The 26,403-nt window shown below is 73.1% G+C and carries 21 protein-coding genes; 7 read left to right on the forward strand and 14 right to left on the reverse strand.

The genetic code is table 11. The features are described 5' to 3' along the window. Positions 1–27: 27 nt before the first annotated feature. The 3 genes from ABZ693_RS01405 to ABZ693_RS01415 all read right to left on the reverse strand — a co-directional run bounded on the left by ABZ693_RS01405 (position 28) and on the right by ABZ693_RS01415 (position 3,892). Complete coding sequence (locus ABZ693_RS01405; RefSeq protein ID WP_359872050.1) at positions 28–1,884, reverse strand: glycosyl hydrolase family 18 protein; 1,857 nt, start codon at positions 1,882–1,884, stop codon at positions 28–30. 122 nt (positions 1,885–2,006) lie between these two features. Further along, positions 2,007–2,672, reverse strand: a complete 666-nt coding sequence (locus ABZ693_RS01410; protein WP_359872052.1) for a response regulator — start codon at positions 2,670–2,672, stop codon at positions 2,007–2,009. Next, positions 2,669–3,892 carry a sensor histidine kinase gene (locus ABZ693_RS01415; RefSeq protein WP_359872134.1) on the reverse strand — a complete coding sequence of 408 codons (1,224 nt, stop codon included), beginning with the start codon at positions 3,890–3,892 and terminating at the stop codon, positions 2,669–2,671. Before ABZ693_RS01415 ends, ABZ693_RS01410 begins: the two co-directional genes overlap by 4 nt. 199 nt (positions 3,893–4,091) lie before the next feature. Between ABZ693_RS01415 and ABZ693_RS01420 the strand changes: the two genes are divergently transcribed. Continuing rightward, a complete protein-coding gene (locus ABZ693_RS01420; protein ID WP_359872054.1) occupies positions 4,092–4,799 on the forward strand; it encodes a hypothetical protein in 708 nt (235 codons plus the stop codon). Here the strand turns inward: ABZ693_RS01420 and ABZ693_RS01425 are convergent. The 3 genes from ABZ693_RS01425 to ABZ693_RS01435 form a co-directional block, all read right to left on the reverse strand. After that, positions 4,719–5,291, reverse strand: a complete 573-nt coding sequence (locus ABZ693_RS01425) for a cob(I)yrinic acid a,c-diamide adenosyltransferase (RefSeq protein ID WP_359872056.1) — start codon at positions 5,289–5,291, stop codon at positions 4,719–4,721. The genes ABZ693_RS01420 and ABZ693_RS01425 overlap by 81 nt on opposite strands. Before the next feature lie 76 nt (positions 5,292–5,367). Further along, a complete protein-coding gene (locus ABZ693_RS01430) occupies positions 5,368–6,114 on the reverse strand; it encodes an ABC transporter permease (protein WP_359872058.1) in 747 nt (248 codons plus the stop codon). Between the two features lie 93 nt (positions 6,115–6,207). Continuing rightward, positions 6,208–6,993 carry an ABC transporter ATP-binding protein gene (locus ABZ693_RS01435; protein WP_359872060.1) on the reverse strand — a complete coding sequence of 262 codons (786 nt, stop codon included), beginning with the start codon at positions 6,991–6,993 and terminating at the stop codon, positions 6,208–6,210. Positions 6,994–7,063: 70 nt separating this feature from the next. Here ABZ693_RS01435 and ABZ693_RS01440 point away from each other — a divergent pair, with 70 nt between their 5' ends. From ABZ693_RS01440 to ABZ693_RS01455, 4 genes are all read left to right on the forward strand, one after another. Further along, positions 7,064–7,702, forward strand: coding sequence for a TetR/AcrR family transcriptional regulator (locus ABZ693_RS01440; RefSeq protein ID WP_359872062.1), 639 nt, complete (start codon positions 7,064–7,066; stop codon positions 7,700–7,702). A 297-nt stretch (positions 7,703–7,999) separates the two neighbouring features. Then, positions 8,000–8,848, forward strand: coding sequence for a 3-hydroxyacyl-CoA dehydrogenase family protein (locus ABZ693_RS01445; protein WP_359872064.1), 849 nt, complete (start codon positions 8,000–8,002; stop codon positions 8,846–8,848). 266 nt (positions 8,849–9,114) lie between these two features. Beyond that, positions 9,115–9,438: an STAS domain-containing protein gene (locus tag ABZ693_RS01450; RefSeq protein ID WP_019889522.1), complete on the forward strand. Its 324-nt coding sequence runs from the start codon at positions 9,115–9,117 to the stop codon at positions 9,436–9,438. 418 nt (positions 9,439–9,856) lie between these two features. After that, positions 9,857–12,772, forward strand: a complete 2,916-nt coding sequence (locus ABZ693_RS01455) for an ATP-binding protein (RefSeq protein ID WP_359872066.1) — start codon at positions 9,857–9,859, stop codon at positions 12,770–12,772. A 280-nt stretch (positions 12,773–13,052) separates the two neighbouring features. Here ABZ693_RS01455 and nucS read toward each other — a convergent pair whose 3' ends face one another. Continuing rightward, complete coding sequence (gene nucS / locus ABZ693_RS01460; protein ID WP_359872068.1) at positions 13,053–13,772, reverse strand: endonuclease NucS; 720 nt, start codon at positions 13,770–13,772, stop codon at positions 13,053–13,055. A 261-nt stretch (positions 13,773–14,033) separates the two neighbouring features. On the opposite strand from nucS, the gene ABZ693_RS01465 reads away from it, so the two are divergent. After that, a complete protein-coding gene (locus tag ABZ693_RS01465) occupies positions 14,034–14,426 on the forward strand; it encodes an SCO5389 family protein (protein WP_359872070.1) in 393 nt (130 codons plus the stop codon). 273 nt (positions 14,427–14,699) lie between these two features. Here the strand turns inward: ABZ693_RS01465 and ABZ693_RS01470 are convergent, their stop codons facing one another. Then, positions 14,700–15,734 carry an LLM class flavin-dependent oxidoreductase gene (locus ABZ693_RS01470; protein WP_359872072.1) on the reverse strand — a complete coding sequence of 345 codons (1,035 nt, stop codon included), beginning with the start codon at positions 15,732–15,734 and terminating at the stop codon, positions 14,700–14,702. 222 nt (positions 15,735–15,956) lie between these two features. On the opposite strand from ABZ693_RS01470, the gene ABZ693_RS01475 reads away from it, so the two are divergent. Beyond that, the gene (locus ABZ693_RS01475; protein ID WP_359872074.1) at positions 15,957–16,286 is read left to right on the forward strand and encodes an Rv1322 family protein; all 330 of its coding nucleotides are present in this window, start codon (positions 15,957–15,959) and stop codon (positions 16,284–16,286) included. Between the two features lie 28 nt (positions 16,287–16,314). Here the strand turns inward: ABZ693_RS01475 and ABZ693_RS01480 are convergent, their stop codons facing one another. From ABZ693_RS01480 to scy, 6 genes are all read right to left on the reverse strand, one after another. Then, positions 16,315–17,145 carry an ABC transporter permease gene (locus tag ABZ693_RS01480; protein WP_359872136.1) on the reverse strand — a complete coding sequence of 277 codons (831 nt, stop codon included), beginning with the start codon at positions 17,143–17,145 and terminating at the stop codon, positions 16,315–16,317. A gap of 194 nt (positions 17,146–17,339) precedes the next feature. After that, entirely contained in the window at positions 17,340–18,506 is a 1,167-nt protein-coding gene (locus tag ABZ693_RS01485; protein ID WP_359872076.1) for an ABC transporter ATP-binding protein, read from the reverse strand. Between the two features lie 150 nt (positions 18,507–18,656). Continuing rightward, positions 18,657–19,436 carry an ABC transporter permease gene (locus tag ABZ693_RS01490; RefSeq protein WP_359872077.1) on the reverse strand — a complete coding sequence of 260 codons (780 nt, stop codon included), beginning with the start codon at positions 19,434–19,436 and terminating at the stop codon, positions 18,657–18,659. Positions 19,437–19,439: 3 nt separating this feature from the next. Beyond that, a complete protein-coding gene (locus tag ABZ693_RS01495) occupies positions 19,440–20,477 on the reverse strand; it encodes an ABC transporter ATP-binding protein (protein WP_359872079.1) in 1,038 nt (345 codons plus the stop codon). A gap of 176 nt (positions 20,478–20,653) precedes the next feature. Further along, positions 20,654–21,589 (reverse strand): coiled-coil domain-containing protein, encoded by a 936-nt coding sequence (locus tag ABZ693_RS01500; RefSeq protein ID WP_359872081.1) that lies wholly within the window; start codon positions 21,587–21,589, stop codon positions 20,654–20,656. A gap of 131 nt (positions 21,590–21,720) precedes the next feature. Continuing rightward, complete coding sequence (scy, locus tag ABZ693_RS01505; RefSeq protein WP_435842317.1) at positions 21,721–26,217, reverse strand: polarized growth protein Scy; 4,497 nt, start codon at positions 26,215–26,217, stop codon at positions 21,721–21,723. Positions 26,218–26,403: the final 186 nt, after the last annotated feature.

The raw sequence follows: 26,403 nt of genomic DNA on the forward strand, positions 1-26,403 counted from the left end.
GGTGCCTTGGCGCCCTGGCCGGACCCGCTAGTTCAGGCCGGAGTTGATCGCGCTGACCAGCTCGCCGTTCGTGGTGTCGCCGCTGAACTCCCAGAAGAACGCGCCGCCGAGGCCCTGGCTCTTGGCCCAGCTCATCTTGGAGTTGATGGTGGCGGGGGTGTCGTAGCTCCACCAGTTGGTGCCGCACTTGGCGTAGGCGGTGCCGGCGACCGTACCGGTGGCCGGGCAGGAGGTCTTGAGGACCTTGTAGTCCTCGATCCCCTGCTCGTACGTGCCCTGCGCCGGGCCGGTGGCGGTGCCGCCGGGGGCGTCCTGGGTGACGCCGGTCCAGCCGCGGCCGTAGAGGCCGATGCCGAGCAGGAGCTTGTTGGCCGGGACGCCCTGGGCCTTGTACTTGGCGATCGCGTCGGCGGAGTTGAAGCCCTGCTGCGGGATGCCGGCGTACGACGTGAGCGGGGAGTGCGGGGCGGTCGGGCCCTTGGCGTCCCACGCGCCGAAGAAGTCGTACGTCATGACGTTGAACCAGTTCATGTACTGCGCGCCGCCGGCGTAGTCCGTGAGGTCGATCTTGCCGCCGGTCGAGGCGTCGGCGGTGACGGCCGCGGTGACGAGGTTGTTCGCGCCGAACTTGGCGCGCATGGCCTGCATCATGTTCTTGAACGCGGCCTGGCCGCTGGTGTCACAGGTCAGACCACAGGCGTTCGGGTACTCCCAGTCCAGGTCGATGCCGTCGAAGACGTCGGCCCAGCGCGGGTCCTCCACCAGGTCGTAGCAGGACTGCGCGAACGCCGCCGGGTTCTGCACGGCCTGGCCGAAGCCGCCGGACCAGGTCCAGCCGCCGAAGGACCAGATGACCTTGATGTTCGGGTACATCTTCTTCAGCTTGCGCAGCTGGTTGAAGTTGCCGCGCAGCGGCTGGTCCCAGGTGTCGGCGACGCCGTCCACGGACTGGTCGGCGGTGTACGCCTTGTCGTAGTCGGCGTACGAGTCGCCGATCGCGCACTTGCCGCCGGTGACGTTGCCGAAGGCGTAGTTGATGTGCGTGATCTTGGACGCGGAGCCCGACGTCGCGATGTTCTTGACGTGGTAGTTCCGGCCGTACACGCCCCAGTTGGCGAAGTAGCCCATCTTCACCGTCGAGCCGGGCTGCGGGTTGCCCCCGCCGTCGCCGCCGGTGGTGCGGACCTGGACGGCGCCGCTGGCGGGGCCGGTCTGGTCGGCGGTGTCACGGGCGACGACCGTGTACGCGTAGTCGGTGCCGGCGGTCAGGCCGGAGTCCGTGTACGTGAGGCCGGTCGTGGTGGTGACCTTGGTGCCGCCGCGCAGGACGTCGTAGTTCTTGACGCCCTTGTCGTCGGTGGCGGCGGCCCAGGTGAGCTTCACCGAGGTGTCGGTGACGTTCGAGGCCACCGGAGTGCCGGGCGCGGAGGGCGCGGCGTCGCCGGGCTGCGGCGTGGAGCCGTCACAGGAGGCCCCGTTGATCTTGCAGCCGGTGGGGGCGCCGGAGCCGGAGCCGTTGTAGCCGAAGGAGATGCTGGCGCCGGGGGCGAGTGAACCGTTCCAGCCGAGGTTCTTGGCGGTCCAGTGGTTGCCCGAGTTGGTGACGGTGGCGTCCCAGGCGGAGGTGACGGCGGTGCCGGCCGGGTAGTCCCACTCGACGGTCCACGAGCTGATCGCGGTGGTGCCGGTGTTCTTGACCGTCCAGCTGGCACCGAAGCCGGTGCCCCAGTCCTGGGTCTTGGTGTAGGTGGCGGAGGCGGAGGTCGCGGCCTCGGCCGGGGAGGCGAGCCCGACCAGGGCGGCCAGGGGCAGGGCCAGGGCGGTCAAGCCGGCGGCGGCCCGGCTTCTGAACCTGGTCCTGCGCGTCGGTGCTTGAGTGCTCAACGGTGCTCCTCAAGTAGCGGACGGTCACGGTGGGGGTGGTCCGGAGTAGCGCGCGCCCCGTGAGCGTAGGAAGGTCTGTACCAATCGTCAAGAGGTCCAGACCAACGATGGAACCCGTTCTCTCAGATTCCCCACTCCCGCGCCAGCACCGCCGCTTGGACTCGCGATCGCAGTTCCAGCTTGCCCAGCACCTTCGACACATGGGTCTTCACCGTCGCCGCCGCCATCCCCAGACGGGTCGCGATCTCCGCGTTCGACAGGCCCGCGCCCAGCGCCGAGAGGACCTCCCGCTCCCGCGGCGTCAGCCCGTCGAGCACCGACCGGTCCGGACCCGGCACGGGCGCCGGCCGCCCGCCCGCCGCCGCGAACTCGGCGATCAGCCGCCGGGTCACCGCCGGGGCGATCAGCCCCTCGCCGCCCGCCACCGTACGGACCGCCCCGATCAGCTCCGCCGCCTCCGCGTTCTTGAGCAGGAAGCCCGCCGCACCCGCGCGCAGCGCCCCGAACACGTATTCGTCGAGATCGAAGGTGGTCAGGACGAGGACATCCGCCAGCCCCTCCGCCACCACCCGCCGGGTCGCCGACACCCCGTCCAGCTTCGGCATCTGGACGTCCATCAGCACCAGATCCGGCCGCAGTTCGCGGGCCAGCTCCACCGCCCGCTCGCCGTCCGCCGCCTCGCCGACCACCTCGATGTCGGGCGCGCTGCCCAGGATGAGCACCAGTCCGGCGCGTACCGCGCTCTGGTCCTCCGCCACGACCACCCGGATCGTCCGTGCCGTCGTCATGCCTCCGCCGTCCTCTCCTCGGCGGGCAGCACCGCCCGTACCCGCCAGATCCTCGCCCCGCCCCCGTCGGAGACCGGGCCCGCCTCGAACTCCCCGCCCAGCAGCGCCACCCGCTCCCGCATACCGACGAGACCGGCCCCCGAACCCGGCGCCCGCGGCCCGGGCCGCTCCCCGTACGGGCTGGTCACCCGTACCGTCAGGGCCCGCGGGTCGCGCGCCAGGACCACCGCGACCGTACCGGCCGGGGCGTGCTTGATCGCGTTCGTCAGCGACTCCTGCACGATCCGGTACGCGGCCAGCTCCACCGGCGCCGGCAGCGCCTCCTCGGCCTCCGCGCGCGTGTCGTCCAGGGAGAACGCGAGCCCGCTCGGCGCCCCGTTCGCCCGCGCCTGCTCGATCAGCGCGGCCAGCCCCGAGAGGCGCGGCACGGCGGCGGGCGCGTCGTCCGCGCCCGAGCCGTCGCGCAGCAGGCCGATCAGCCGGCGCATCTCCTCCAGGCCCGCCACGCTGTTCTCCCGGATCACGGACAGTGCCCGCCGGGTGGTGGCCCCGTCGTCGATCGACAGCGCGGCCGTGGAGTGGATCGCGATCGCCGACAGATGGTTGGCGACCATGTCGTGCAGCTCCCGCGCCATCCGGGTGCGCTCGGCGGCGATCGCCTGCGTCCGGTCCATCTCGGCCAGCAGCGCCGTCTGTTCGGCGCGCAGCCGCGCCGCCTCCGCCGCGTCGCGGTGATTGCGCACGATCGCGCCGGTGACCGCGGGCATGAAGGAGAGCATGCCCGCGAGGACGCCCACGAGCAGGGCGAACGCGTTCTGCCACCAGACCAGCAGCACCACCGTGACCGCGACGGAGATCAGACCGGTGGTGTACGGGATGCGCCGGGCCGAGGCGGGCGGACCGTAGACCACCGCCGCGTACACCACGTCCGTGAACATCAGCACCGTGGCGAGACTGCCGTTGGTGAACTGGTCCGCGGCGATGGCCACCGAGCCGATGATCAGCGCGGTCCGCGGAGCCGTCCGCCGCAGCGCCTCCATCACCGTCATCACCGCCAGCGGGATCAACGGGGCCCAGCGCTGCTCGAAGAGCCGGCCGCCGGACGTGTAGAGACCGTAGGACCACAGGAGCAGACCGCAGGACAGACCGGCGGCGGCGATCAGCAGATCGTCGCGGTGGGGGCGGGACAGCGAGCGGAGGAGAAGGAGGGGGCGGGACAGCGAGCGGAGCAGAAGGAGGGGGCGGGGAAGGTGCACGGCACCATCCAACAGGCCGGCCACGCTCCCGGGCGTCCTCGCCGGGGCGGAGCCGCGGGCCCGGTCGCCTCCGTCGAAGGATGTAGCGGCGATTCCTCACCGCCGACGACGCGGGGCGGCGGGGCGGGCGGAAGCCTGGAAGGGGACCGAAAGGGGAAACGCCGTGATCGTCGCGCTGATCGTGATCTGCGAGGTCGGCTTCTGGGTGCTGCTGGCCGCCGGGCTCGCCACCCGCTACCTGCTCAAAAAGCCCCGCGCGGGAGCCGCGCTGCTGCTCGCCGAGCCGCTGCTCGAAGTGCTGCTGCTCGTGGTCACCGCGATCGACCTGAAGAACGGCGCCGAGCCGAGCGCCAAGCACGGCATCGCCGCCCTCTACATCGGCTACACCGTCGGCCACGGCCACACCACCGTGAAGTGGCTCGACGGCCACGCCGCCCACCGCCTCGGCGGCGGGCCGCCGCCGGTCGTCCGGCCGAAGTACGGCATGCCCCGCGCCCGCCACGAGGGGAAGATCTGGCTGGGCACGCTGGTGGCGGCGGCCGTCGCGACCGGGCTGCTGCTCCTGGCCATCCTGTACGTGGGCGACTCCGGCGACACCTCGTCGCTCAAGGAGTGGATGGCCATCTCCTGGCGGGCGGCGGGCATCCACGGAGTGATCGCCCTGACCTACCTGCTCTGGCCGAAGAAGGACCCGGCGGGGAAGGACTCCGCGGGGGAAGCGGGTGGGGTGGCCGCCCCGGGGCACCACGCGGAGAAGGCCACCGCGTGGACCCTGGAGAAGACGGAGCGGTCAGCGGTCCCCGCCCGGGACCCACAGGACGTCCCCGACGGACTTGTTCGCCGTCCGGGCCAGGATGAACAGCAGGTCTGACAGCCGGTTGAGATACGTGGCGGTCAGCGGGTTCATCGTCTCCCCGTGCACCTCGAAGGCCGCCCACGTCGAACGCTCCGCCCGCCGGACCACCGTGCACGCCTGGTGCAGCAGCGCCGCACCGGGCGTGCCGCCGGGCAGGATGAAGGAGCGCAGCTTGTCGAGCTCGGCGAGGAAGACGTCGCAGTCCTCCTCCAGCTTGTCGATGTAGCTCTGCTCGACGCGCAGCGGCGGGTACTTCGGGTCCTCCACCACGGGGGTCGACAGGTCGGCGCCCACGTCGAACAGGTCGTTCTGCACGCGGCCGAGGACCTTCACGACCTCCTCGTCGAGCTGCCCGAGCGCGAGGGCCGCGCCGATGACGGCGTTGGCCTCGTTGGTGTCGGCGTACGCCGAGATCCGCAGATCGGTCTTGGCGGTCCGGCTCATGTCGCCGAGGGCGGTGGTGCCCTGGTCGCCGGTACGGGTGTAGATGCGCGTCAGATTGACCATGGAACCAGCGTATCCAGGCGCCCGGCGAGTGCTGGGCGCCGTGGCCGGAGCAGGGGGAGGGGGAGGCCGCGGTGGCTCAGGCGCTCGCCTTGCGGAACGTCCGGGTCCCGACCAGCGCCGCGACCGCCGTGAGACCGATCGCGGCGAGCACCCCGTACAGCATCGTGGAGGTCGCGTACCGGCCCACGTACGCGTCCCGCACCGCGTCCACCAGATAGCGGAACGGCATGAAGTGCGAGAGCGTGTCCAGCCAGCCCGGGGCCAGGGCCATCGGCAGCATCAGGCCGGACAGCAGCATCGACGGCATGGCGAGGGTGTTGACCGCCGGGCCGAACTCCTGCGGGGTGCGCAGGTTCAGCGCCAGCGCGTACGACAGCGAGGCCAGCGAGAACGTCAGCAGGGCGACGAAGCCGAAGCCGATGAGAATCCCGGCGAGCGGCGCCCGCAGGCCCATCAGCAGGGCGGCCAGGATCAGCAGCACGGCCTGGAAGACGAAGAGCGCGGTGTCGCGCAGGGTGCGGCCGAGCAGCAGCGCGAGCCGGCTGACCGGGGTCACCTGGAGGCGTTCGAGGACGCCCCAGTTCTTCTCCATGATCACCGCGAAGCCGGCGAACGAGGCGCCGAAGAGGCCGAGTTGGAGCAGCAGGCCGGGGACCAGGATCTGCCAGGAGTCGCCGGTCCGGCCGAGCGGCAGGTGGGTGAGCAGCGGACCGAAGAAGAACAGGTAGAGCAGCGGCATCAGGGCGCCGAAGAAGATCTGGAAGGGCGAGCGGAGCGTCTGGCGGGCGTAACGCCCGAACAGCACCGCGGTGTCGTGCCACATGACGGCTTCCTAAGAGGGACTGAAGAGGGTCGGAGGAGGCTGGACGGAGGAGGCTGGACGGAGGGGCTGGTCGGAGGGGCTGGTCGGAGGGGGCTAGACGGAGAGCGGGGCCGGGTCGGCCGGGGTCAGGTCGCGGCCGGTGAGGGCGAGGAAGGCGTCCTGGAGCGTGTCCGCCCCGTGCGCGGCCTTGAGCGCGGCCGGGGAGCCCTCGGCCACGACCACGCCGCCGTCGACGACCACCAGCCGGTCGGCGAGCGCGTCGGCCTCGTCGAGGTAGTGGGTGGTGAGGACGACGGTGGTGCCGTGCTCGTCGCGCAGCCGGCGGACCAGGGCCCACAGCGCGGCGCGGCTGCCCGGGTCGAGGCCGGTGGTCGGCTCGTCGAGGAAGAGCAGCGTGGGCCGGTGGACGAGCCCGAGGGCGATGTCGAGCCGGCGCCGCTGGCCGCCGGAGAGGGCGGTGGTCCCGCGGTCCAGGAGGTCGGTGAGGTCGAGGTCGGCGGCGACGCCGGCCGCGCGGGCCGCCGCCTCGGCGCGCGTCAGCCCGTACAGCCGCCCCTGGATGACGAGTTCGGAGCGGACGGTCTCCTGCGGGTCGACGCCGCTGGACTGGGCGACGTAACCGATCGCGCGGCGGACGCCGACGGGGTCGCGGAGCAGGTCGTGGCCCGCGATCGTGGCGGCGCCGCCGGTGGGCGGGAGCAGGGTGCTGAGCATGCGCAGGGTCGTGGTCTTGCCGGCGCCGTTGGGGCCGAGCAGGCCGACGATCTCGCCGGGCCGCACGGTCAGGTCGATCCCGCGGACGGCCTCCACGGTGCCGCCCTGCCGGGTGCGGAAGGTCCGGGACAGCCCGGACGCGTCGATGACGGACGTGGTGTGCATGCGACTACAAAAACAGAGTCACTGAAATTTTGCAATGACACCAAAATTTCAGGGCATCTAGGATGGCGGCATGGCTGAAGGGCTGAGGGAACGCAAGAAGCGGCAGACGAAACAGCGGATCTCGGACATCGCGACCGGGCTCTTCCTGGAGCGTGGCTTCACGGCCGTCACGGTGGCGGAGATCGCGGAGGCCGCCGACGTCTCCGTCAATACCGTGTACAACTACTTCCCCGCCAAAGAAGACCTGTTCCTCGACCGCATGGACGGGATCACCCAGCGGCTCGCGCGCATGATCCGCGGCCGGGACGCGGGGGAGTCCGCCGCCCGCGCCGTGCTCCGCGAGATCCGGGGCCATGTCGGCGCGGTCTCGCCCGCGTACGGACTGATGGAGGGCTTCGCCGACTTCATGCGGGTCATCGAGGACGCCCCGACCCTCAAGGCCCGGCTCTATCACCTCCAGCAGGAGGTCCGGCGGGCCACCGTCGAGGCGCTGCGCGAGGAGGCCGGGACCGGGCCGGGCGACCCGATGCCGTTCCTGGTGGGCGGTCAGATCATCTGGATCCAGGAGACCGTCGTCGAGTTCGTCACCGACGCGATGCTCGCCGGGCGGCACCCGCACGAGGTGTCGCGCGAGGCCCTCGGCCTGCTCGACGAGGTCGAGGAACTGCTCAGCGACGCGGTGCTCGACTACGCGGTACGGGAGGGATGAGCGGGTTCACGCGGGAGGGCCGAGTCCCTCCGCGCGGGCGGGGCGAGCGGGCGGCGAATCCTCCCGTACGGGCCGGCCGGCCGACCCGTGGCGCCCGGCCCGCCGGGGCCCCGCGGTCCCGCCCGGGCAGGGCCATTCGGCCCGGGGGAGGAGTGTCGCGAGTGTGACGTCCGTCGAACCCGGCGTGACATGCCTTACTTCACGGTCACATGGCGCCCACCGCCCGCTAATCTCCGCCGGAGAGCCGAAAGTGAACAGTCGTGATGGGCGACTCGGGCGATAAGGGGTGGAAGAAACGTGGCCAGGAAGCTCGCCGTCATCGGAGCCGGACTCATGGGGTCCGGTATCGCGCAGGTTTCGGCCCAGGCCGGCTGGGACGTCGTCCTGCGTGACGTCACCGACGCCGCGCTGACGCGGGGTACCGACGCGATCCGGACCTCGTACGAGCGGTTCGTCGCCAAGGACCGGATGACCGCCGCGGACGCCGAGGCGGCGCTGGGCCGGATCACGGCGACGACCGACCTCGAAGCGGTCGCCGACGCCGACATCGTCGTCGAGGCCGTCTTCGAGAAGCTGGAGGTCAAGCACGAGATCTTCCGCTCCCTCGACAAGGTCGCCAAGGACGGCGCGGTCCTCGCCTCCAACACCTCCGCCATCCCGATCACCAAGATCGCGGCCGTGACGGAGCGCCCGGAGGCCGTGGTCGGCACCCACTTCTTCTCGCCGGTCCCGATGATGCGGCTCTGCGAGCTGGTCCGCGGCTACAAGACCAGCGACGAAACCCTCGCCTTCGCGCGGGAGTTCGCCGAGTCCGTCGGCAAGACCTGCATCGTCGTCAACCGCGACGTGGCCGGCTTCGTGACCACCCGTCTCATCTCGGCGCTCGTCGTCGAGGCCGCCAAGCTGTACGAGTCGGGCGTGGCCACCGCCGAGGACATCGACATCGCCTGCAAGCTCGGCTTCGGGCACGCGATGGGCCCGCTCACCACCACCGACCTCACCGGCGTCGACATCCTCGTCAACGCGACGAACAACATCTACACCGAGACCCAGGACGAGAAGTTCGCGCCGCCGGAGCTGATGCGCCGGATGGTGGACGCGGGTGACATCGGCCGCAAGAGCGGGCAGGGCTTCTACACGTACTGACCCGCGCGGGTACGCACGGACACGTACGGACAGCTACGCATCACGCGGGCCGGCGAAGAACACCGGTCCGGGCACTCCACGACCAGGTCCCGGACCCCGAGCCGGGGCGGTGAACCGATTCCGCACAGGGATCCGGCCGCCCCGGCACCATCGCCCCCAGGGGTGAAATTCGATATCGGTTCGCTTACAAGGCGCAACGCTTCTGCCGATGCGGCAGTCAAGGGTTGCGTAGACGGGCATACGACGGAGCATTTCGGGGAGCGCATATGCACATCAGGGGCGACCATGCCGAACTGGTCGTCGGGGGCCGCCTCGACGTCCGAAGTGCGGCGGACGCCCGAACGGTCCTGCACTCGGCGGTCGACGACGGTGTCGGCGACCTCGTGCTCGACCTGACCGGCCTCGACTCCTGGGACGCGACCGGGCTCGGCGTCATCATGGGCGCCCACCGCAGGGCCGGCCGCTGCGGCCGCCGGCTGGTGCTGCGCGGCGTACCGCCCCAGATGCAGCGTCTGCTCGTCGCCACCCGGCTGCACCGCATCCTCGCCATCGAGGGCGGCCTCGCCGCCGAATCGCTGCCGAGGGTCTGACCCCGCCGGCGTCAGGACGGGACCGGTTCCGGGCCCCGCACCACACCACACCACACCGCACCACTTCGCACTGTGCCCCGCGCGCGTATCGGCGTGCGCGTCGACGTACGTATCGACGTACGTGTCGGCTTGCTTATCGGCATGGGCACCGGCGTGCCTGCCGGCGTACAGCGGGCATATGTCTTACGACGCGTCCGTCGCACCGTCATATGCCGTACGGTTACCCCACCCTCGCGCGCGTCCCGTGTCACAGACGCGACACGCGCCTGTGAAGCCGCTGTGAGAACCAGGCGTCACACCCAATCCTCACAAGACCGTGACGTCTTGGTCTCCATGGCACCCCGGCTGTTCCCGCACCTCGGACAACCGTCTAGGGTCGGCTCGCCTGCACATCGTCCGCCGCTTGGGAGCTTGCACCATGGACCCGATCAACCGGGGACCGGAGGAGTACGGTCGCGACACCGAGGGCGCGGACGCCCGCCCGGGGCACACCGTACCCGCGCCCGCGCCGACCGCCTCCACCCGGGTACGCACCGCGCGTCTCGTCTCCGGCGGCCTGTTGCTCACCCTCAACCCGCTCGACGGCAGCGAGATCGAGGTCTGCCCGCCCGGCGAACTCCCGGCCGAACCCCGCCGCCGCACCGAGCGGGAGCGCGCCGAGGCCGCCCGCGCCGCCGCCCCGCCCGTACCGCCGGGACCCGCCGCGCCCGCCCTCCGGCTGATCGAGCGTCAGGAACAGCGCGAGCTGCTCGTCCAGCACCTCACCAGCGGCCGCTCCGCCCGGATCAGTGGCCCCGCCGGCTCCGGCCGCACCGCCCTGCTCGACGCCGTGGCCGCCGACTGCGCCGGCGTCGCCCCCGACGGCGTGGTCCGGCTCACCGGCTACCACCGCACCCCGGCCGACGTGCTGTACGACCTCTTCTACGCCGTCCAGCACGCCCCCGCCTTCCGGCCCGACCGCGAGGACCTGCACCGCGAGGTGGCCGCGATAGGGGCCATCGTCCTCGTCGACGATCTCGAATTCGGCGGCGCCGCGCTCGACGAACTGCTCGCCGCCACCCCCGACTGCGCCTTCCTCTTCGCCGCCGGGACCGACACCCCCGCCGCCTCGCCCGAGGCCTCCCTCGAAGAGATCGAGCTGACCGGCCTCGACCGGGCCGGCGCCGTCGCGCTCCTGACGGCCGCCGCCGGCCGTCCCCTCACCGACGAGGAGACCGCCTGGGCCGGCGACCTGTGGTTCGAGTCCCAGGGGCTGCCGCTCCGCTTCGTCCAGGCCGGCGCCCTGCTGCGACAGCTCGACCGACTGCGGGCCGAACCCGCCGAGTTCGACGCCTTCGGCGCGCTGGAGGAAGCCTTCGGCACGGGCCCCGGCGCGGGCGCCCCGTCCGCCGCCGGGGACGCCGACGCCGCGCCGCGCGACGTCTCCCTGCCGAGCCTCGGCCAGGGCGCCGCCCCCGCCGTGCTGCTCGCCTCCCGGCTCAGCCGTGCCGCCCAGGACACCCTGCGTTTCGCCGTCGCCCTCGGCGGCGAGGTCCCGCACCAGGCGCACCTGCCCGCGCTCGTCGGCGACACCCACGCCGACGCCGCCGTCGGCGAACTCCTGTCCTGCGGCCTGCTCTCCCCGGTCGGCACTCGCTTCCGGCTCGCCGCCGGTGTCCTCACCCAGCTCCTCGCCGAGGAGTACGAGGCCGACCCGGCCGGTCGCGCGCACACCGTCGCCCAGCACTACGCCTGGTGGGCCGGCCACCCCTCCGTCACCCCCGAGCGGGCCGGCGCCGAAGCCGACTCGCTGCTCGCCGCCCTCGCCGCGCTCGTCTCGGCCACCGACGCCGAACAGCGCGCCGCCGCCGTCCCGCTGGCCCGCGCCGCCGCGCCCGCCTTCGCCGCCGCGCTGCACTGGGGCGCCTGGGAACGCGCCCTGCGGGCCGGCCTGGAGGCCGCCCGGCGGGCCGGCGAGGTCGCCGAAGAGGCGTACTTCCACCACGAGTTGGGCGTTCTCGCGCTGTGCCGGGGCAACCTCCAGCGGGCCCGCGCCGAACTGGAGGCGTCCATCGGGTTGCGCGGCGCCGTCGCCGACAAGCGCGGCACCGTCGCCGGCCGCCGGGCCCTCGCGCTCGTCGCCGACCTCACCGGCGAGTCCGCCGTCGCGCCGATGGACGAGGCGCCCGCCGCCGTACCGGGGCCGGGGCCGGCCACGCCCGCCCCGCTCGCGTCCGGGCTGCCGCGCCGCGAGGGACCCGCCTTGCCGCAGCGCGGCACCCCGAAGACCGGTCCGGTGAGTGCCACGGCCGCGACCGCCGCACTTCCGACGGGCTCCGCAGGTCCCGCGACGGCGCCGACCGCCGCGCTTCCGACGACCGGACCGAAGAACGGTCCGAAGGGCGGTCCGGCGAGCGGCGCGGTGGGCGCGACCGCCGCGACCGCCGCGCTCCCGGCCGGTCCCACGGGGCCCGCCGCGGCGCCGACCGCCGCACTCCCGAAGAGCGGACCGAAGGCCGGGCCCATGAGCGGCGCGGCCGCGACGGGCGCGCTGTCGGCGAAGTCCGCCTTCCCCGACCTCGCGCCGCCGACCCCGGCCACCCCGATGCCCCCGGTGGCCTCCAAGGCGTCCCTGGACGCCTTCGCCGCCTTCCCGGACGACCCCGCGGCCACCGCCGCGACGGGCCGCCTCCAGGCCGCGGGCCCGGGCTCCGCCCCGCGCCCCGGCCAGGCGACCACCGTGACGCCGGCCGTGAAGCGGGGCAAGGGCGGCCGGCACGGCATGCGCGGCGGCATCCTCTCCGGCGCCCGCCGCAACGTGGCCGCCATCGGCGCGGGCGTCCTCCTCGCCGCCGTCCTCGGCACCGTGGTCACCCTCGGCGCCACCTCCGGCGAGGGCGACGAACCCGGCGCCGGCGACCAGGTCACCTCGGACAGCACGCCCGCCCAGGACGGTACGCAGGACGGCACCGGCGGCGACGCCGAGCCCACCGAGAACGCCGCCACCGACGGTCCCGGCGGCCCCGCGGCCCCGGACCCGACCGCCACCACGGCGCCGACCACCACCGCCTCGACGGACCCGACGGCCACCCCGTCCGACACGCCCTCCGCGACCGGGTCCGCCTCGCCGACCCCCACGGAGACCACGCACTCGCCGCGCCCGACCCAGAGCCCGACGGGGACCACGGAGCCCACCACGCCGCCGGCCACCGACCCCGCCACGACTCCGCCGACCACCGAGCCGACCGCCACGGAGCCGGACCCCACCAACACCGGCCCCACCGGCCCCAGCGGCTCCGCCTCCGCCTCCCTCGGCGGCGACACCCCGGCCGCGTCGACGGACGCGACGGCCTGACGCGAGGGCCTCACGACGCGTACGAGGGGTGACCCGGTGCCCGGGTCACCCCTCGTCGTCGTGCCCGGCCGGTGTCAGCGCGGCGTGGCAGAGTCCTCGCCATGACGATGCCGGACAGGGGCGGACGCGTACTGCCCGAGAGCACCGGACACGACCCGTTCGACGCTCCCGCCTGGTCCGGGGCGAAGGGCGGGTACGGCGGTACGACACAGGGCCCCGGTGCGATCGCTCGCACCAGGGCCCTGCGCCGTACGGCCGTCCTACGCGGCGGCGTGGCCGGTCAGAACAGCCGCAGCTTGTCGTCCTCGATGCCGCGCAGCGCGTCGTAGTCGAGCACCACGCAGTCGATGCCGCGGTCGTTCGCCAGCACGCGGGCCTGCGGCTTGATCTCCTGCGCGGCGAAGATGCCCTTGACCGGCGCGAGGTGCGGGTCGCGGTTGAGCAGGTCGAGGTAGCGGGTCAGCTGCTCCACGCCGTCGATCTCGCCGCGCCGCTTGATCTCCACCGCGACGGTCGCGCCGTCGGAGTCCCGGCACAGGATGTCCACCGGGCCGATGGCCGTCGGGTACTCGCGGCGGACCAGCGTCCAGCCCTCGCCGAGCGTCTCGATCCGGTCCGCGAGCAGCTCCTGGAGGTGCGCTTCCACACCGTCCTTGATCAGGCCCGGGTCCACGCCCAGCTCGTGCGAGGAGTCGTGGAGGATCTCCTCCATCGTGATGATCAGCTTCTCGCCCGCCTTGTTGACGACGGTCCAGACCGCCGCGGCGACCGTCTCGCCGCCGCCGCCGTCGCCGTTGGCGCCGGACGCGGCGTCACCGCCCGCCGACTCCTTGAGCGTGCACGGCGGCGACATCCAGTTGAGCGGTTTGTACGCCCGGTCGTCCGCATGAACGGAGACGCTGCCGTCTGCCTTGACGAGGATCAGACGGGGCGCGGAGGGCAGGTGGGCCGTGAGCCGACCCGCGTAGTCCACGGAGCAGCGGGCAATGACGAGACGCATGGTGCGCAACGCTACAAGACGGAGCCCGTCCGGCGCGATTCGGGCGCCCGGCGGGCTCGGGTGACCGCCCGGCGTACGCCCGGCGTACGTCCAACTCCCCTGTGGGCATGGCTGGTTGTGTGCCCATTCTCCTGGTGCGGGCCGGACCCGGCCCTTACCGTGGAGGACAGGAGGTCGTCGTCCGTGCACGCTGTGTGCGCGCCGCGGCCCCCCGGCCCTGCCCGTAAGACCCCGCCTTCCGGGGTCGCGAGAGGAGAACCCATGTCGCTCGACGTCTCACCGGCGCTGTTGGCACAGGCCGAGCGAGGCGAGGTCGACGAAGCCGACTTCGTCGACTGCGTCCGGACCTCCCTGCCCTACGCGTGGGAGATGATCAGCTCTCTGGTGGCACAGCTGGAGGTCGAAGGCGGAGAGTTCGCCGACAACCAGACCCCGCCGCCGGACGAGCAGGCACGCGGCCAGCTGCTGCGCGCGCTCGCGAGTGATGCCATCCGCGGTGCCCTCCAGCGGCACTTCGGCGTGCGCCTCGCCTTCCAGAACTGCCACCGGGTGGCGGTCTTCCCGCTGGACGCCGCCTCCGACGACCGGCTCGCCCGCTTCACTTCCGTACGAGGGCAGCTGCTCAACCAGTCGCCGGAACTGCGCGACTGCTGACCGAAGCGCCCGGCGCCGCCGCGCCGTACCGACCCGGGAAGCACCGCGGACACGGCAGTGGCGGCACGGTCTTTCGCGTCGGGCGGCACCCGGGGCGCCTGCCTCGGCCGTGTCCGGGAAGCAGTGTCGTCTGCCCGTGGCCTGGGAGAACCCCCAGTGGACCCCCAGGTGAACCTCCAGGGGAGAAACTTCCCGAACACGGCCGAGGACCCGACCCCCTCGGGGGCCGGGTCCACGGCGTCCGCGCGGGCCTCCGCGCGGGTTCCCGCCCCCTCAGCGCAGCTGCGGAAGCACCTCGGCGCCCAGCCGCCGCACGTTCTCCTCGGTCGTCGCGAGATCGCCCGACCCCTCGGCCAGCAGGGCGAAGCGCGTGATGCCCGTACGCTCCGCCGTCGCCGCGAGCCGGTCCGCCGCGAGCCGTGGCGTCCCCACCGCGTGCAGTCCGCACAACAGCTCCGTGTACGCCACCGGATCGCGCATCACCCGCTGCCGTCCGTCCGCCGTGACATGGGCTCCGAGGCCCTGTTTCAGCCAGCCCGGCATCGTTTTCAACAGCGTGCGCGCCGCCTCCGGGCCGTGATCGGCGAGCTGGACCACCCCGGCGGAGACGTGTCCGGCCCCGATCCGGGCGATTTCGTCCGGTTCGCGCCCCGCCTCCCGTGCGTGGCGCGCCCAGGACTCCACCATCGCGGCCTTGTCCTCGTCGCCGCAGTGCATGCCGAGGAGTATCGGCAGGCCGCGCTCGGCGGCGAGCCGCACGCTCTTCGGCGAGGTGCAGGCCACCAGGACCTCGGGCGAGGCCGCCCCGCCGATCAGCTCCCCGGGCGCCGGCACCACCGCCACCTCGCGGAACGCGTAGCGTTCCCCGGCGGCGGCCACCCGCGGCCGGGTGAGCCAGCGCAGCAGCAGGTCGAGCGATTCCGGGAAGCCCTCGTCGTACGCGGGCAGTCCCGCGCCGAAGACCTCCAGGTCGATCCACGGGCCGCCCCGGCCCACCCCGAGCGTGAACCGCCCGCCCGAGGTCACGTGCAGCAGCGCCGCCTGCTCGCCGAGTGCCACCGGGTGGACGGTCGGCAGTACGCTGACGGCGGTGCCGACCCGGATCCGGCGGGTCCGGCCCAGGAGCAGGGCGGCCAGGGTGACGGCCGACGGGCACACCCCGTACGGCACGAAATGGTGCTCGGCCAGCCACACCTCGTCGAGCCCCGCCTCCTCGGCGGCCTCGGCGGTGCGGACGGCCCGGTACAGCGGCTCCGCCTGACCCTGGCCCGGGAACTGGGCGGCCAGGACGAACGTACCCACGCGCATTGCTTTTCTGCCTCCTCGTGGCCGGCGCGTCTCCTCCCACGGAGCCCCCGGCGAACTCCCCCTTCCATGGCAACAACGCCTGACACGTGCCAAAGGCAACGGCCTTCCGCGAATCTCTTGCGATTTTCGGCTGATCCCCCGCACCCGAGGTCGGAGGCACCTGATCGCGGCCCGTACGCTGGAAGGAACCGTCCGTGTTCCCGACCTCGGTGAGGTGTCGAAGTGTCCCCGCGTCACAACCGCCCGCGCGGCGGTGAGAAGCCCGTACGGCAGGGAGATTCGGACGGCGACCGGTATGGCGGCGCGCAGAGCACCGAGACCTGGCAGGGCGAGGAGTGGTACGTCCGCAATGTCGCCGGCGCGAGCGCGCCCGGCAAGCGCTACCGCTGCCCCGGCTGCGACCAGGAGATCCCGGCGGCCGCGCCGCACGTGGTGGCCTGGCCGGAGTACGGCGGCGTCGACGACCGCCGGCACTGGCACAAGGCCTGCTGGAACGCGAAGGACCGCCGCACCTCGCGGGTGCAGCGGTCCCGTAACGCGCCTCGTTACTGAGCGGCCCTGACGGCCGGGCGACCGGTCCTCACACGTCCCGGTTGCCGAGCAGTGCGTAGGCCGCGCCGAGCGCGGCGGCCGCGAGCCCGGCCATGATCAGCACCGGCTCCCAGCCCGCCGGGCCGCTGTCGCCGAACGGCGCGGTGTCGCTGTACAGCGCGATCATCTGCGAGGGGATCGCGTACGTGGACAGCAGCTCCTGCAGCGGCCGCATCGCCTCGGAGAACATGAACAGCGCCGCCACCAGCGGCAGCAGCAGCACACCGATCATCACCGTGATCGCACCCGCCGAATGCCGCACGATCGCGCCCACGCCCAGCGCGAGCAGCCCGAGCAGAGCCAGGTAGAGCCCCGCGCCGACGGTGGCCCGCAGCCACTCCGCGGCGGACGGCGTCGCGGAGCCGACCATCGCCACCTGCATCGCGCCGAGCACCGCCGCCACCACGGTGACCAGGGTGAACACCAGCAGGAAGAAGATCAGCGCCTTCGCGGTGAGCACCCGGGCGCGGCTCGGGCAGGCGGTCAGCGTCGTACGGATCATGCCCGTGCCGAACTCCGAGCTGATCGTCAGCACGCCGAGCGTCATCACACAGATCGAGGCCGGCAGCAGGCCGAAGAAGCCGAGGGCGAGCGCCGAATCGGACGAGCTCTCCCCGGCCGCCGAGGAGGCGACCAGGGCGACGCCGAGCCCGATGAGGACCATCAGCAGCACCATGGTCCCCAGCGTCCACATAGTGGAGCGCACCGAGCGGATCTTGGTCCACTCGGAGGCGAGCGCGTCACCGAGGTGGGCCGCGCGGACCGGGATGGGGGAGACGTACGCGTGCGGGGCGGCGCCCGGCGGCATCGCGGGCGGCATGCCCGGGTACGCGGCGGCCGGGGCCATGCCCTGCGCCGGACCGGGGACCGGCATCGGGGCCTGGGCCGGGTGCGGCGCCTGAGCCGGGTGCGGCGCCTGGTGGTGGACCGGCGCCTGGTTCGGATTCGGCGCCTGGTTCGGCGCCTGGTTCGGGACCGGGATCGGAGCCGGGCTGGGGCTCGGGGGAGGGGTCGTCATCGGGCGTCCTCGGCGTTCTGCGGCGACTGGGGCTGCGGCTGCATCGTCCGCGGGGCGGCGGGAGCGTTCTGCGGCGGTACGGCCGGGGCCGCGGGCGCGACGGGCGCCGCCGGGGTGGCGTACGGGTTCTGTCCGGGCGGCGGCGGGGCGTACCAGCCCTGCTGCGGCACCTCGGGGATCACCGGCCCCTGCTGCTCCGGCAGCTGGTACGGCGCGGCCGGCGGCTGGAGGTGGGCGAGCCGGTCGTCGGTCGACCGGTAGTCCACGGCGCTCTGCGTCATGCGCATGTACGCCTCTTCCAGCGACGCCTGGTGCGGCGAGAGCTCCCACAGCCGGACGTCCGCCTCGTGCGCGAGGTCGCTGATCCGCGGCAGCGCGAGACCGGTCACCCGCAGCGCGCCGTCCGGCTCCGGCATCACGCCGCCGCCGGCCTCGGTCAGCACCGTCGTCAGCTTCTCGCGCTGGGCGGGATCGGTCTGCGGCGTGCGCACCCGGGCGAAGTCGGCCGAGTTCGCCGAGATGAAGTCCGTCACGCTCATGTCGGCGAGCAGCCGGCCGCGGCCGATGACGATCAGATGGTCCGCGGTCAGCGCCATCTCGCTCATGAGGTGGCTGGAGACGAACACGGTGCGGCCCTCGGAGGCCAGCTTCTTCATCAGGTTGCGGACCCAGAGGATGCCCTCCGGGTCGAGGCCGTTGACCGGCTCGTCGAACAGCAGCACCTGCGGGTCGCCGAGGAGCGCCGCCGCGATGCCGAGGCGCTGGCCCATGCCGAGCGAGAAGCCGTTGGAGCGGCGCCGGGCCACGTCCTGCAGGCCGACCACGCCGAGCACCTCGTCCACGCGCTGGGCCGGGATCCCGGCGAGCTGCGCGAGCGACAGCAGGTGGTTGCGGGCGCTGCGGCCGCCGTGCACGGCCTTCGCGTCGAGCAGCGCGCCGACCTGGCGGGGCGCGTTCGGCAGCTGCCGGAACGGGTGCCCGCCGATCGTCACGTGCCCGGCCGTCGGCCGGTCGAGGCCGAGGATCATGCGCATCGTCGTCGACTTGCCCGAGCCGTTGGGGCCCAGGAAGCCGGTCACGTGCCCGGGCCGTACCTGGAAGGAAAGGTTGTCCACCGCCGTCTTCGCGCCGTACTGCTTGGTCAGGCCGACTGCCTCGATCATTCTCCAGCCCCATCGACAAGGTCGGGTCGTCGGGGCGTGACGGCCGTCGGCCGGAATCCCCCGTACGAGCGAAGAGCTTAACCAGCTCTTTACGGTTCCGCGTCAGCCGAATCGTGATCTCTCGGGCGCTCCGGGGGAGGTGGGGCAGATCTACGCGTCCCGCTTCTTGAGCACCACGTACCCGCCGAGCAGCGCCGCGAGCACCCACAGGACCATGATCCCGAGGCCGCCCCACGGGCCGTACGGCGCCTTCTCGCCGCCCAGCGCCTCCGGTACCACCTGCATGATCTTGGAGCCGGCCTGGTCCGGGAAGTAGCGGGCGACCTCCTTGGCCTTCGGGACCGCCGAGAGGATCTGGGAGATCAGGAAGAAGAACGGCACGAGGATGCCCAGCGACAGCATCGAGCTGCGCAGCATCGTCGTCACGCCCATCGAGAACAGCGCGATCAGCCCCATGTAGAGGCCGGCACCGATCACCGCGCGCAGCACGTTGTCCGCGCCGAGGGTGGTGCGGTGGTCGCCGAGCAGCGCCTGGCCGAGGAAGAACGACAGGAAGCCGGTCGCGAGCCCCACCACCAAGGCGAGCACCGCCGCCACCGTGATCTTCGAGAAGAGGAAGGCGGCCCGCTGCGGGACCGCCGCGAGCGAGGTGCGGATCATGCCCGACGAATACTCGGTGCCGACCACGAGCACGCCGAAGACCACCATCGCCAGCTGCCCGAGCACCATCCCGGAGAAGCTGACGAAGGTCGGGTCGAAGGTGGCCCGCTGGATCGGGTCGAGGTGGTCGAACTGCGAGCGCATCAGCGCGCTCAGCGCCGCGCCCATCGCCACCGTCACCACCAGGGCGCTCGCCAGCGTCCACACCGTGGACGAGACCGTCCGGATCTTGGTCCACTCCGACCGCAGGACCGCGGATGCCGCCGCCATCGCTCAGGCCCCTCCCCTGAAGCTGTCGCCCCAGCGCGGCCCGGACTCCGGCCCGGTTCCGGTTCCGGACCCGGGTTCGGAACCGGCGTCCGGCTCGGTCCCGGGCCAGGCCGCGACCGCGCCGCTGTGGATGTCCGTCCCCTGCGCGTGGTACTCCACCGCCGCCGCCGTCATCTGCATGAACGCCTCCTCCAGCGACGCCCGCTGGGAACTCAGCTCGTGCAGCGTGATCCGGTGCGCGGCCGCCAGCTCGCCCAGCCGCTCCGTCGTCGTCCCGTCCACTTCCAGGACCCCGCCGCCCGCCTCCACCACGACGAAGCCCTCGCCGTGCAGCATGTCCCGCAGCCGCTCCTGCTGCGGGGAGCGCAGCCGCACGTAACTCCGGGAGTTCTGCTGGATGAACTCGGCCATCGACGTGTCGGCGAGCAGTCGGCCCTGGCCGATGACGATCAGATGGTCCGCGGTCAGCGCCATCTCGCTCATGAGGTGGCTGGACACGAAGATGGTCCGGCCCTCGGCCGCCAGCGCCTTCATCAGGTTGCGGATCCAGTGGATGCCCTCGGGGTCGAGGCCGTTCACCGGCTCGTCGAACATGAGGATCTCGGGATCGCCGAGCAGCGCCGACGCGATCCCCAGCCGCTGGCCCATGCCGAGCGAGAAGCCCTTCGACTTCTTGCGCGCCACCGCCGTCAGGCCCACCAGGTCGAGCACCTCGCCGACCCGCCGCTCCGGGATGCGGTTCGACTGCGCCAGACAGAGGAGGTTGTTGTACGCCGAACGGCCCCCGTGCATCGCCTTGGCGTCGAGCAGCGCCCCGATGTACTTCAGGGGCTCCTTCAGGTCGCGGTAGTGCTTGCCGTCGATCCGGACCGTCCCGCTCGTCGGGTTGTCCAGGTCCAGCATCATCCGCATCGTCGTCGACTTGCCCGCCCCGTTGGGCCCGAGGAAGCCCGTGACCACCCCCGGCCGTACCGAGAAGGTCAGGTTGTCGACCGCCGTCTTCGCACCGAAGCGCTTGGTGAGACCCGCCAGCTCGATCATGCGTACCAACCTAAGGGCACGAAAAACCCTCCGCCACCGGAATGACAGAGGGTTTCTTTCGGACATGCCCAGAGGTGATCAGGCGTGATCGGGCATGTTCCGTCGTGCTTCGACGCCGTCGGGTGCGATCAGGCACCGTCAGGCGCGCGCCCGGGGGAAGACGCGCGCCCGGAAGATCAGCGCGACTGCTGGGCCGGGACGCCGGCCGTGCGGTCCTCGTCCATCGGGGAGCCGGCCGCGGCCACGGCGGCACCGGTCAGCGTGGCCAGCATCTCGCGGACGTTGGTCAGCTGCGCGTTGATGGAGTCGCGGCGGTTCGTCAGCGCCGCCAGCTCGCGCTCCGATTCGCTGCGGATACGGTCGGCCTTGGCGTTCGCGTCGGCCACGATGTCCTCGGACTGGCGCTGCGCCGTCTCCACCGTCTGACGGGCCCGGCGCTCCGCGTCGGTCCGCAGCTTCTCGGCCTCCAGGCGCAGCTGCTCCGCCCGGTGCTCGATCTCGGCCAGCCGCTTCTCCGCCTTGGCCTGGCGGGACGCCAGGTCGCGCTCGGACTGCTCACGGCGCTTGGCCAGGTTGGTCTCGAAGTCCGCGGCGGCCTGGGCGGCCTTGGCGCGGGTCTCCTCGAAGAGGGCGTCCGCCTCCTCACGCTTCGACTGGGCGTCCTTCTGCGCGTCGGCGCGCAGCGAGTTGGCCTCGCCCTGCGCCTTCTCGACGATCCGTACCCCGTCGTCCTCGGCCTTCGCCTTGCGCTCGACCGAGAACGCCTCGGCGTCGTTGCGGACCTGCTGGGCCGCGGACTCCGCCAGCTCACGGTGCTGCTCGGCGGCGCGACGGGCCTCCTCGCGCAGGTCCTTCGCCTCCTCCTCGGCGAGACGCAGGATCTTCTCCACGCGGGCACCGAGACCGGCGTACGACGGCTCGGCGTCGGTGACCTGGGTCTGGGCGTTCTGCGTCTCGAGGTGCAACTCCTCGATCCGCTTCTCCAGCGAGGTGATTCGGGCCAGAGCACTGTCACGGTCGGCGACGAGCTTGGTAATGCGGTCGTCCACCTGACCGCGGTCGTAACCGCGCCGCACGAGCTCGAAGCCGAAGGGGGAGGATGTGTCGCTCATGGGGTTCCTGTCGAAAGAGACCGGTGTGTTGTGAGGTGTGAGGTGTTAGAGGGAATCCTAGGGGTCTAAGCGGCGTGTCATCGAGCATATGCCCGTTTGATCTGGAGAATGTCCAGTCTTTTGAGTGGCTGTCACCGAGAGTTCTTGCCACCCGAACGGCCTGAACCAGCCGATGCCCCCGCCTTCGTCCCGTCCTTCCCGTCGGCCGACGGCGTTTCGAAAGACTCCAACGCCTCCAGGACGTCCTGGACACGGGAGATCTCGGCATTGATGTCCTCGCGCCTGCGCACGATGACCTCCAGCTCACGGCGGCCCTCGGACACCGTCCGCTCGGCCTCCTGCTCCGCCTCCGCCTTGATCTCCTCGGCCTCCGCCTTGATGCGCTCGCCCTCCGCCACCAGCGAGGCCTTCTTCTGCTCGGCCTCCTTCAGCAGGGACTCGGCCCGCTTCACGGCCGCGATCCGGACCTTGCTCGCCTCGGAACTCGCCTCCGAGAGCGTCCGCTTGGCCTTCTCCTCGGCCGCGGTGCTCTGCTCCTCCGCGGCCTTCACCAGCTTGTCGACGCGCTCGCCGGCCGACTTCATCTGCTCGGCCGTCTCACGCCGCGCCCGCTCGTGCAGCTCCTCGACCTCGCTCTCCACCCGGGTGCGCTGCTCCTCCGCGCGCTCCCGGATGGCGGCCGCGTCGGCACGCGTGCCGACCAGCAGCTCGTCGGCGTCCGTACGGGCCTTCTCCACCAGCGAGTTGCCCTCGATGGTCGCCTCGGCCACGATCCGCTCGGCCGCCGTACGGGCCGCGCCGACCATCGTGTCCGCCTGCTCCTCCGCCTCGGTGGTGGCGCGCAGCGCCTCCTCCTGGGCCTTGGCCATCAGCTGGTCGGCCTGCTCGGCCGCGTCCGCGCGCTTCTTCGCGCCCGACTCGCGGGCCTCGTCGAGCGTCCGGTCGGCCTCGGCGCGCGCCGACGCGCGCATCTCCTCCGCCGCCTTCTCCGCCGCGTCCTTGACCCGGGCCGCCTCCACGGCGATCCGCTCGGCTTCCTTGCGGGCCTCGCCGATGAGCGTGTCCGCCTGCTCGGCGGCGTCCGTACGGCGCTGGTCGGCGGCCTTGCGGGCGTCGTCGAGGACCTGCTCGGCCTCGGCGCCGATCCGCTCGGCCTCCTTGCGGGCCTCGCCGATCAGGGTGTCGGCCTGCTCCGCCGCGTCCGAACGGCGCTGGTCCGCCTTCTTGCGCGCCTCGTCCAGGATCCGGTCGGCGTCCGCGAGCGCGGCACTGCGCAGCGCCTGCGCGTGCGCCTCGCCGTCCACCTTGACCTGCTCGGCCTCCGCGCGTGTGCGGGCCGCGTCCTGCTCGGTCGACTCCAGCAGCTCGGCGGCCTCGGTGGTGAGCCGCTCAGCCTCCGCCGACGCCTCGCCGATGAGCGTGTCCGCCTGCTCGGCGGCGTCCGAACGACGCTTGTCGGCGGCCTTGCGCGCCTCGTCGAGGACCTGCTCGCCGTCCGCGCGGGCGGCGGCCCGCAGGGCCTCCGCCTCGGCTTCGCCGTCGGCCTTGACCTGCTCGGCCTCCGCGCGTGTGCGGGCCGCGTCCTGCTCGGTCGACTCCAGCAGCTCGGCGGCCTCGGTGGTGAGCCGCTGGGCCTCCGCGGTCGCTTCGGCGGTGACCCGCTGGGCTTCGGTCGTCGCCTCGGTGGTGACTCGCTGGGCCTCCGCGGTCGCCTCGGTGGTGACCCGCTGGGCTTCGGTCGTCGCCTCGCCGATGAGCGCGTCGGCCTGCTCGGCGGCGTCCGTACGGCGCTGGTCGGCGGCCTTGCGGGCGTCGTCGAGGACCTGCTCGGCCTCGGCGCCGATCCGCTCCGCCTCCGTACGGGCGTCGCCGACCACCGTCTCGGCCTGTCCGGCCGCCTCCGAACGGATCCGGTTCGCGTCGGAACGGGCGTCCGCGCGCGTACGCGCCGCGTCCTGGTCCGCCGCCGCCAGCTCGTCCGACACCTCGGTACGGATCCGCTGCGCGTACTCGGCCGTGTCCGACTTCAGCTTCTCCGCGTCGGCGATCGCCTGCTTGACCGTCCGCTCGGCCAGGTCCTTCGCGGCCGCGGACTCCTCTTGGGCGCGCTCGCGCGTCCGGGTCGCGTCCTCGGAGGCCCGCTCCCGCTCCTCGTACGCGTCGGTGCGGACCCGGTCCGCCTCCTCCTGCGCCTCGGTACGGGTGCGCTCCGCCGCGTGCTCGGCCGCGCTGCGCAGCCCGGCGATCTCCTCCTCGGCCGCCTCGCGCAGACCCGCGACCGACTCGCGTACCTCGTGCGCGGTCTGCTCGGCGGCGGACACCAGCTCGGTCGCCCGGGCCTCCGCCTCCTCGACCAGCCGCTCGGCCTCGGCCGCGGCCTCCTCGACCCGCTTGCGCGCGGCGGCGAGGAGCTCCTCGCTCCGCTCGCGCGCCAGTTCGCGCTCGCGGCCCGCCTCGGAACGCGCCGACTCCAGCGTCTCCTCGGCCTCCCGGCGACGCCGCTCGGCCTCCTCGCGGGCCGCGGCCAGCGCCTCGGCGGCCTCGGCGGCGATCCGCTCGGCGGCGGCCCCGGCCTCGGCACGTACCCGGTCGGCGGTCTCCTGCGCCTCCGACTTCAGCCGTTCGGCCTCCGCCGCGGCCTCCTCGCGCAGCGCGGTCGCCGCGGCCTTGGCCTCGGCGCGGTCCGTGGACGCGTCCTCGGCCGCCTCCGTGCGCAGCCGCTCGGCCTCTTCCTCGGCCTGCGCCCGCAGCGTACGGACCCGCTCGGCGGCTTCCGTCCGCAGCCGCTCCGTCTCCTCGGCGGCCTCGCGCCGGATCCGCTCGCTCTCGGCCCGCGCGCCGGCCAGCTCCTGGCCGGCCGACTCCAGCTTGTCCGCGGCCTCGGTACGCAGCCGGGCCAGCTCCTCGGCGGCCTCCGCGCGCAGCGCCTCGGCACCCCGCTCGGCCTCCTCGCGCAGCGCGAGGGCGGCGGCGTCGGCCGCCTCCTTGACCGACTCGGCCTGCTCCTCGGCCTCCACGCGCAGCCGCTCCGCCTCGGCGCGGGTGCGCTCCAGCGTCTCCTCGGCCTGGGTACGCAGCGTCTGGGCGCGCTCCATGGCCTCGCCGCGGACCCGCTCGCTCTCGGCGTTCGCGTTCGCGCGCAGCTCGTCGGCGTCCGTCCGGGCCTTGGTCAGCAGCTCCTCGGCGGTCTTCGCCGACTCCTCGATCTGCTGGACGGCCTCCCGGCGCGCCTCGCCGCGGATCCGCTCGCCCTCGGCGACCGCCTCGGCCCGCAGCTGCTCGGCCTCGCCGCGCAGCCGGCGCGCCTCCTCCTGCAGCTCGACCGTCTTGGCGCGGTACTCCTTGGTGTCGTCCTTCGCCGAACCGAGCAGCTCGTCGGCCTGCTCCTCGGCGGTCCGCCGCAGCCGGTCCGCCTCGGTCTCGGCGTCGGTGCGCAGCCGCTCCGCCTTCTCGGCGGCCTTGCGGGTGGTCTCCTGGGCGTCGTCGGACGCCTTGCTCAGGATCTCCTCGGCCTGCCGGGCGGCCTTGGCGAGCGCGGCGGCGGAGTCCTCGGCGGCGGCCGCGAGGGCCTTCTCCGAGGCCTCGGCGGCCATCCGCTCGGCCGCGTCGGCGGCCTCGCGCAGCTGCTCCTCGGCCTGCTCCTTGAGGGCCTCGGCCTCCTTGGTGGCCTCGCCGACGAGCCGGGCGATCTCGGCCTTGGCGGTACGGGTACGTGCCTCGTTGACGGACTCGGCGCCCGCCAGCTCCTTCGCGGCGGCGTCCTTGGCCGCGGCCAGGGTGCGCTCGGCCCGCGTCCGGGCCTGCCGGAGCTCCTCCTCGGCCTCCTGGACGCGCACGTCGGCCGCGCGGGACAGCTCGGCGGCCTCGCGGCGGGCCTGCTCGGTCTCGGCGGTGGTGGTGGAACGCAGCCGCTCGGCGTGGCCGACGGCCTCCTCGGCCTGCCCGGCCGCGGTGCTGAGCATCCGCTCGGCGTCCTTGCGGGCGCGCAGCAGAATCGCTTCGGCCTCGGACCGGGCCGCCTCCGCCTCGGCGCCGACCCGGCGCCGGGTCTCCTCGGCGATCCGGGCGGCCTCGGCGCGCGCGGCGGACAGTGACTGCTCCGCCTCGGCGCGCGACTCCTCCATCAGCCGGCGGGCCTGGGACTCCGTACGCGCGCGCAACTGCTCGGCCCACGCCACGTTCTCGTTGACGTGCGACTCGACCGTCTTACGGCGCTCGTTGAGCTCCTGGTCGAGCTGCTGACGGCGCTGGACGGCCTCGGTGTGCAGCTCGGACTGGAGCCGGGCCTGCTGTTCGGCGTGCTCCTGGAGGATGCGCTGCGTCTGGGCGCGCGCCTCGCGCAGCTCGCGCTCGGCGTCCTGGCGCAACTGCTCCGCCTGCGCCTGCGCGTTGCGCAGCATCTGCTCGGCCTGGTAGCCGGCGTCGGCGCCGTCGTAGGCGGGCCGGGACGCGATGGTGCGGCGCGCCTCGTGGAGCTTGGCACGCAGGACCTCGACCTGGTACCCGAGATCCTCGGCGTGCTGGACGGCCTTCTCTCGTTCCTTCTTCAGCCGTTCCATCTCGGCTTCGAACCGCGAGAGATGGTCGTCCTCGGCTCGCTGGCTCTCCTGGCGTTCGTAGCCCCGCACTGCGCGGTCCATCCGTCCCCTGGTCGCAACACTCCAACGAGCACGCCCTCACGGCCGAGGGCGGACCCCCGGGGAATCGTGGCAGATCGGACGACCCCGACATCCTGACTTCGGTGCCGCGCGCACACGGCTCCGACCGGCCCCGGCCCGGAGTGGCCCACTCTACCGGGCCGGGAATCCGTCAGG

The sequence above is a fragment of the Streptomyces laurentii genome, from assembly GCF_040635425.1.
In the GTDB taxonomy this organism is placed as follows: Bacteria; Actinomycetota; Actinomycetes; order Streptomycetales; family Streptomycetaceae; genus Streptomyces; species Streptomyces laurentii.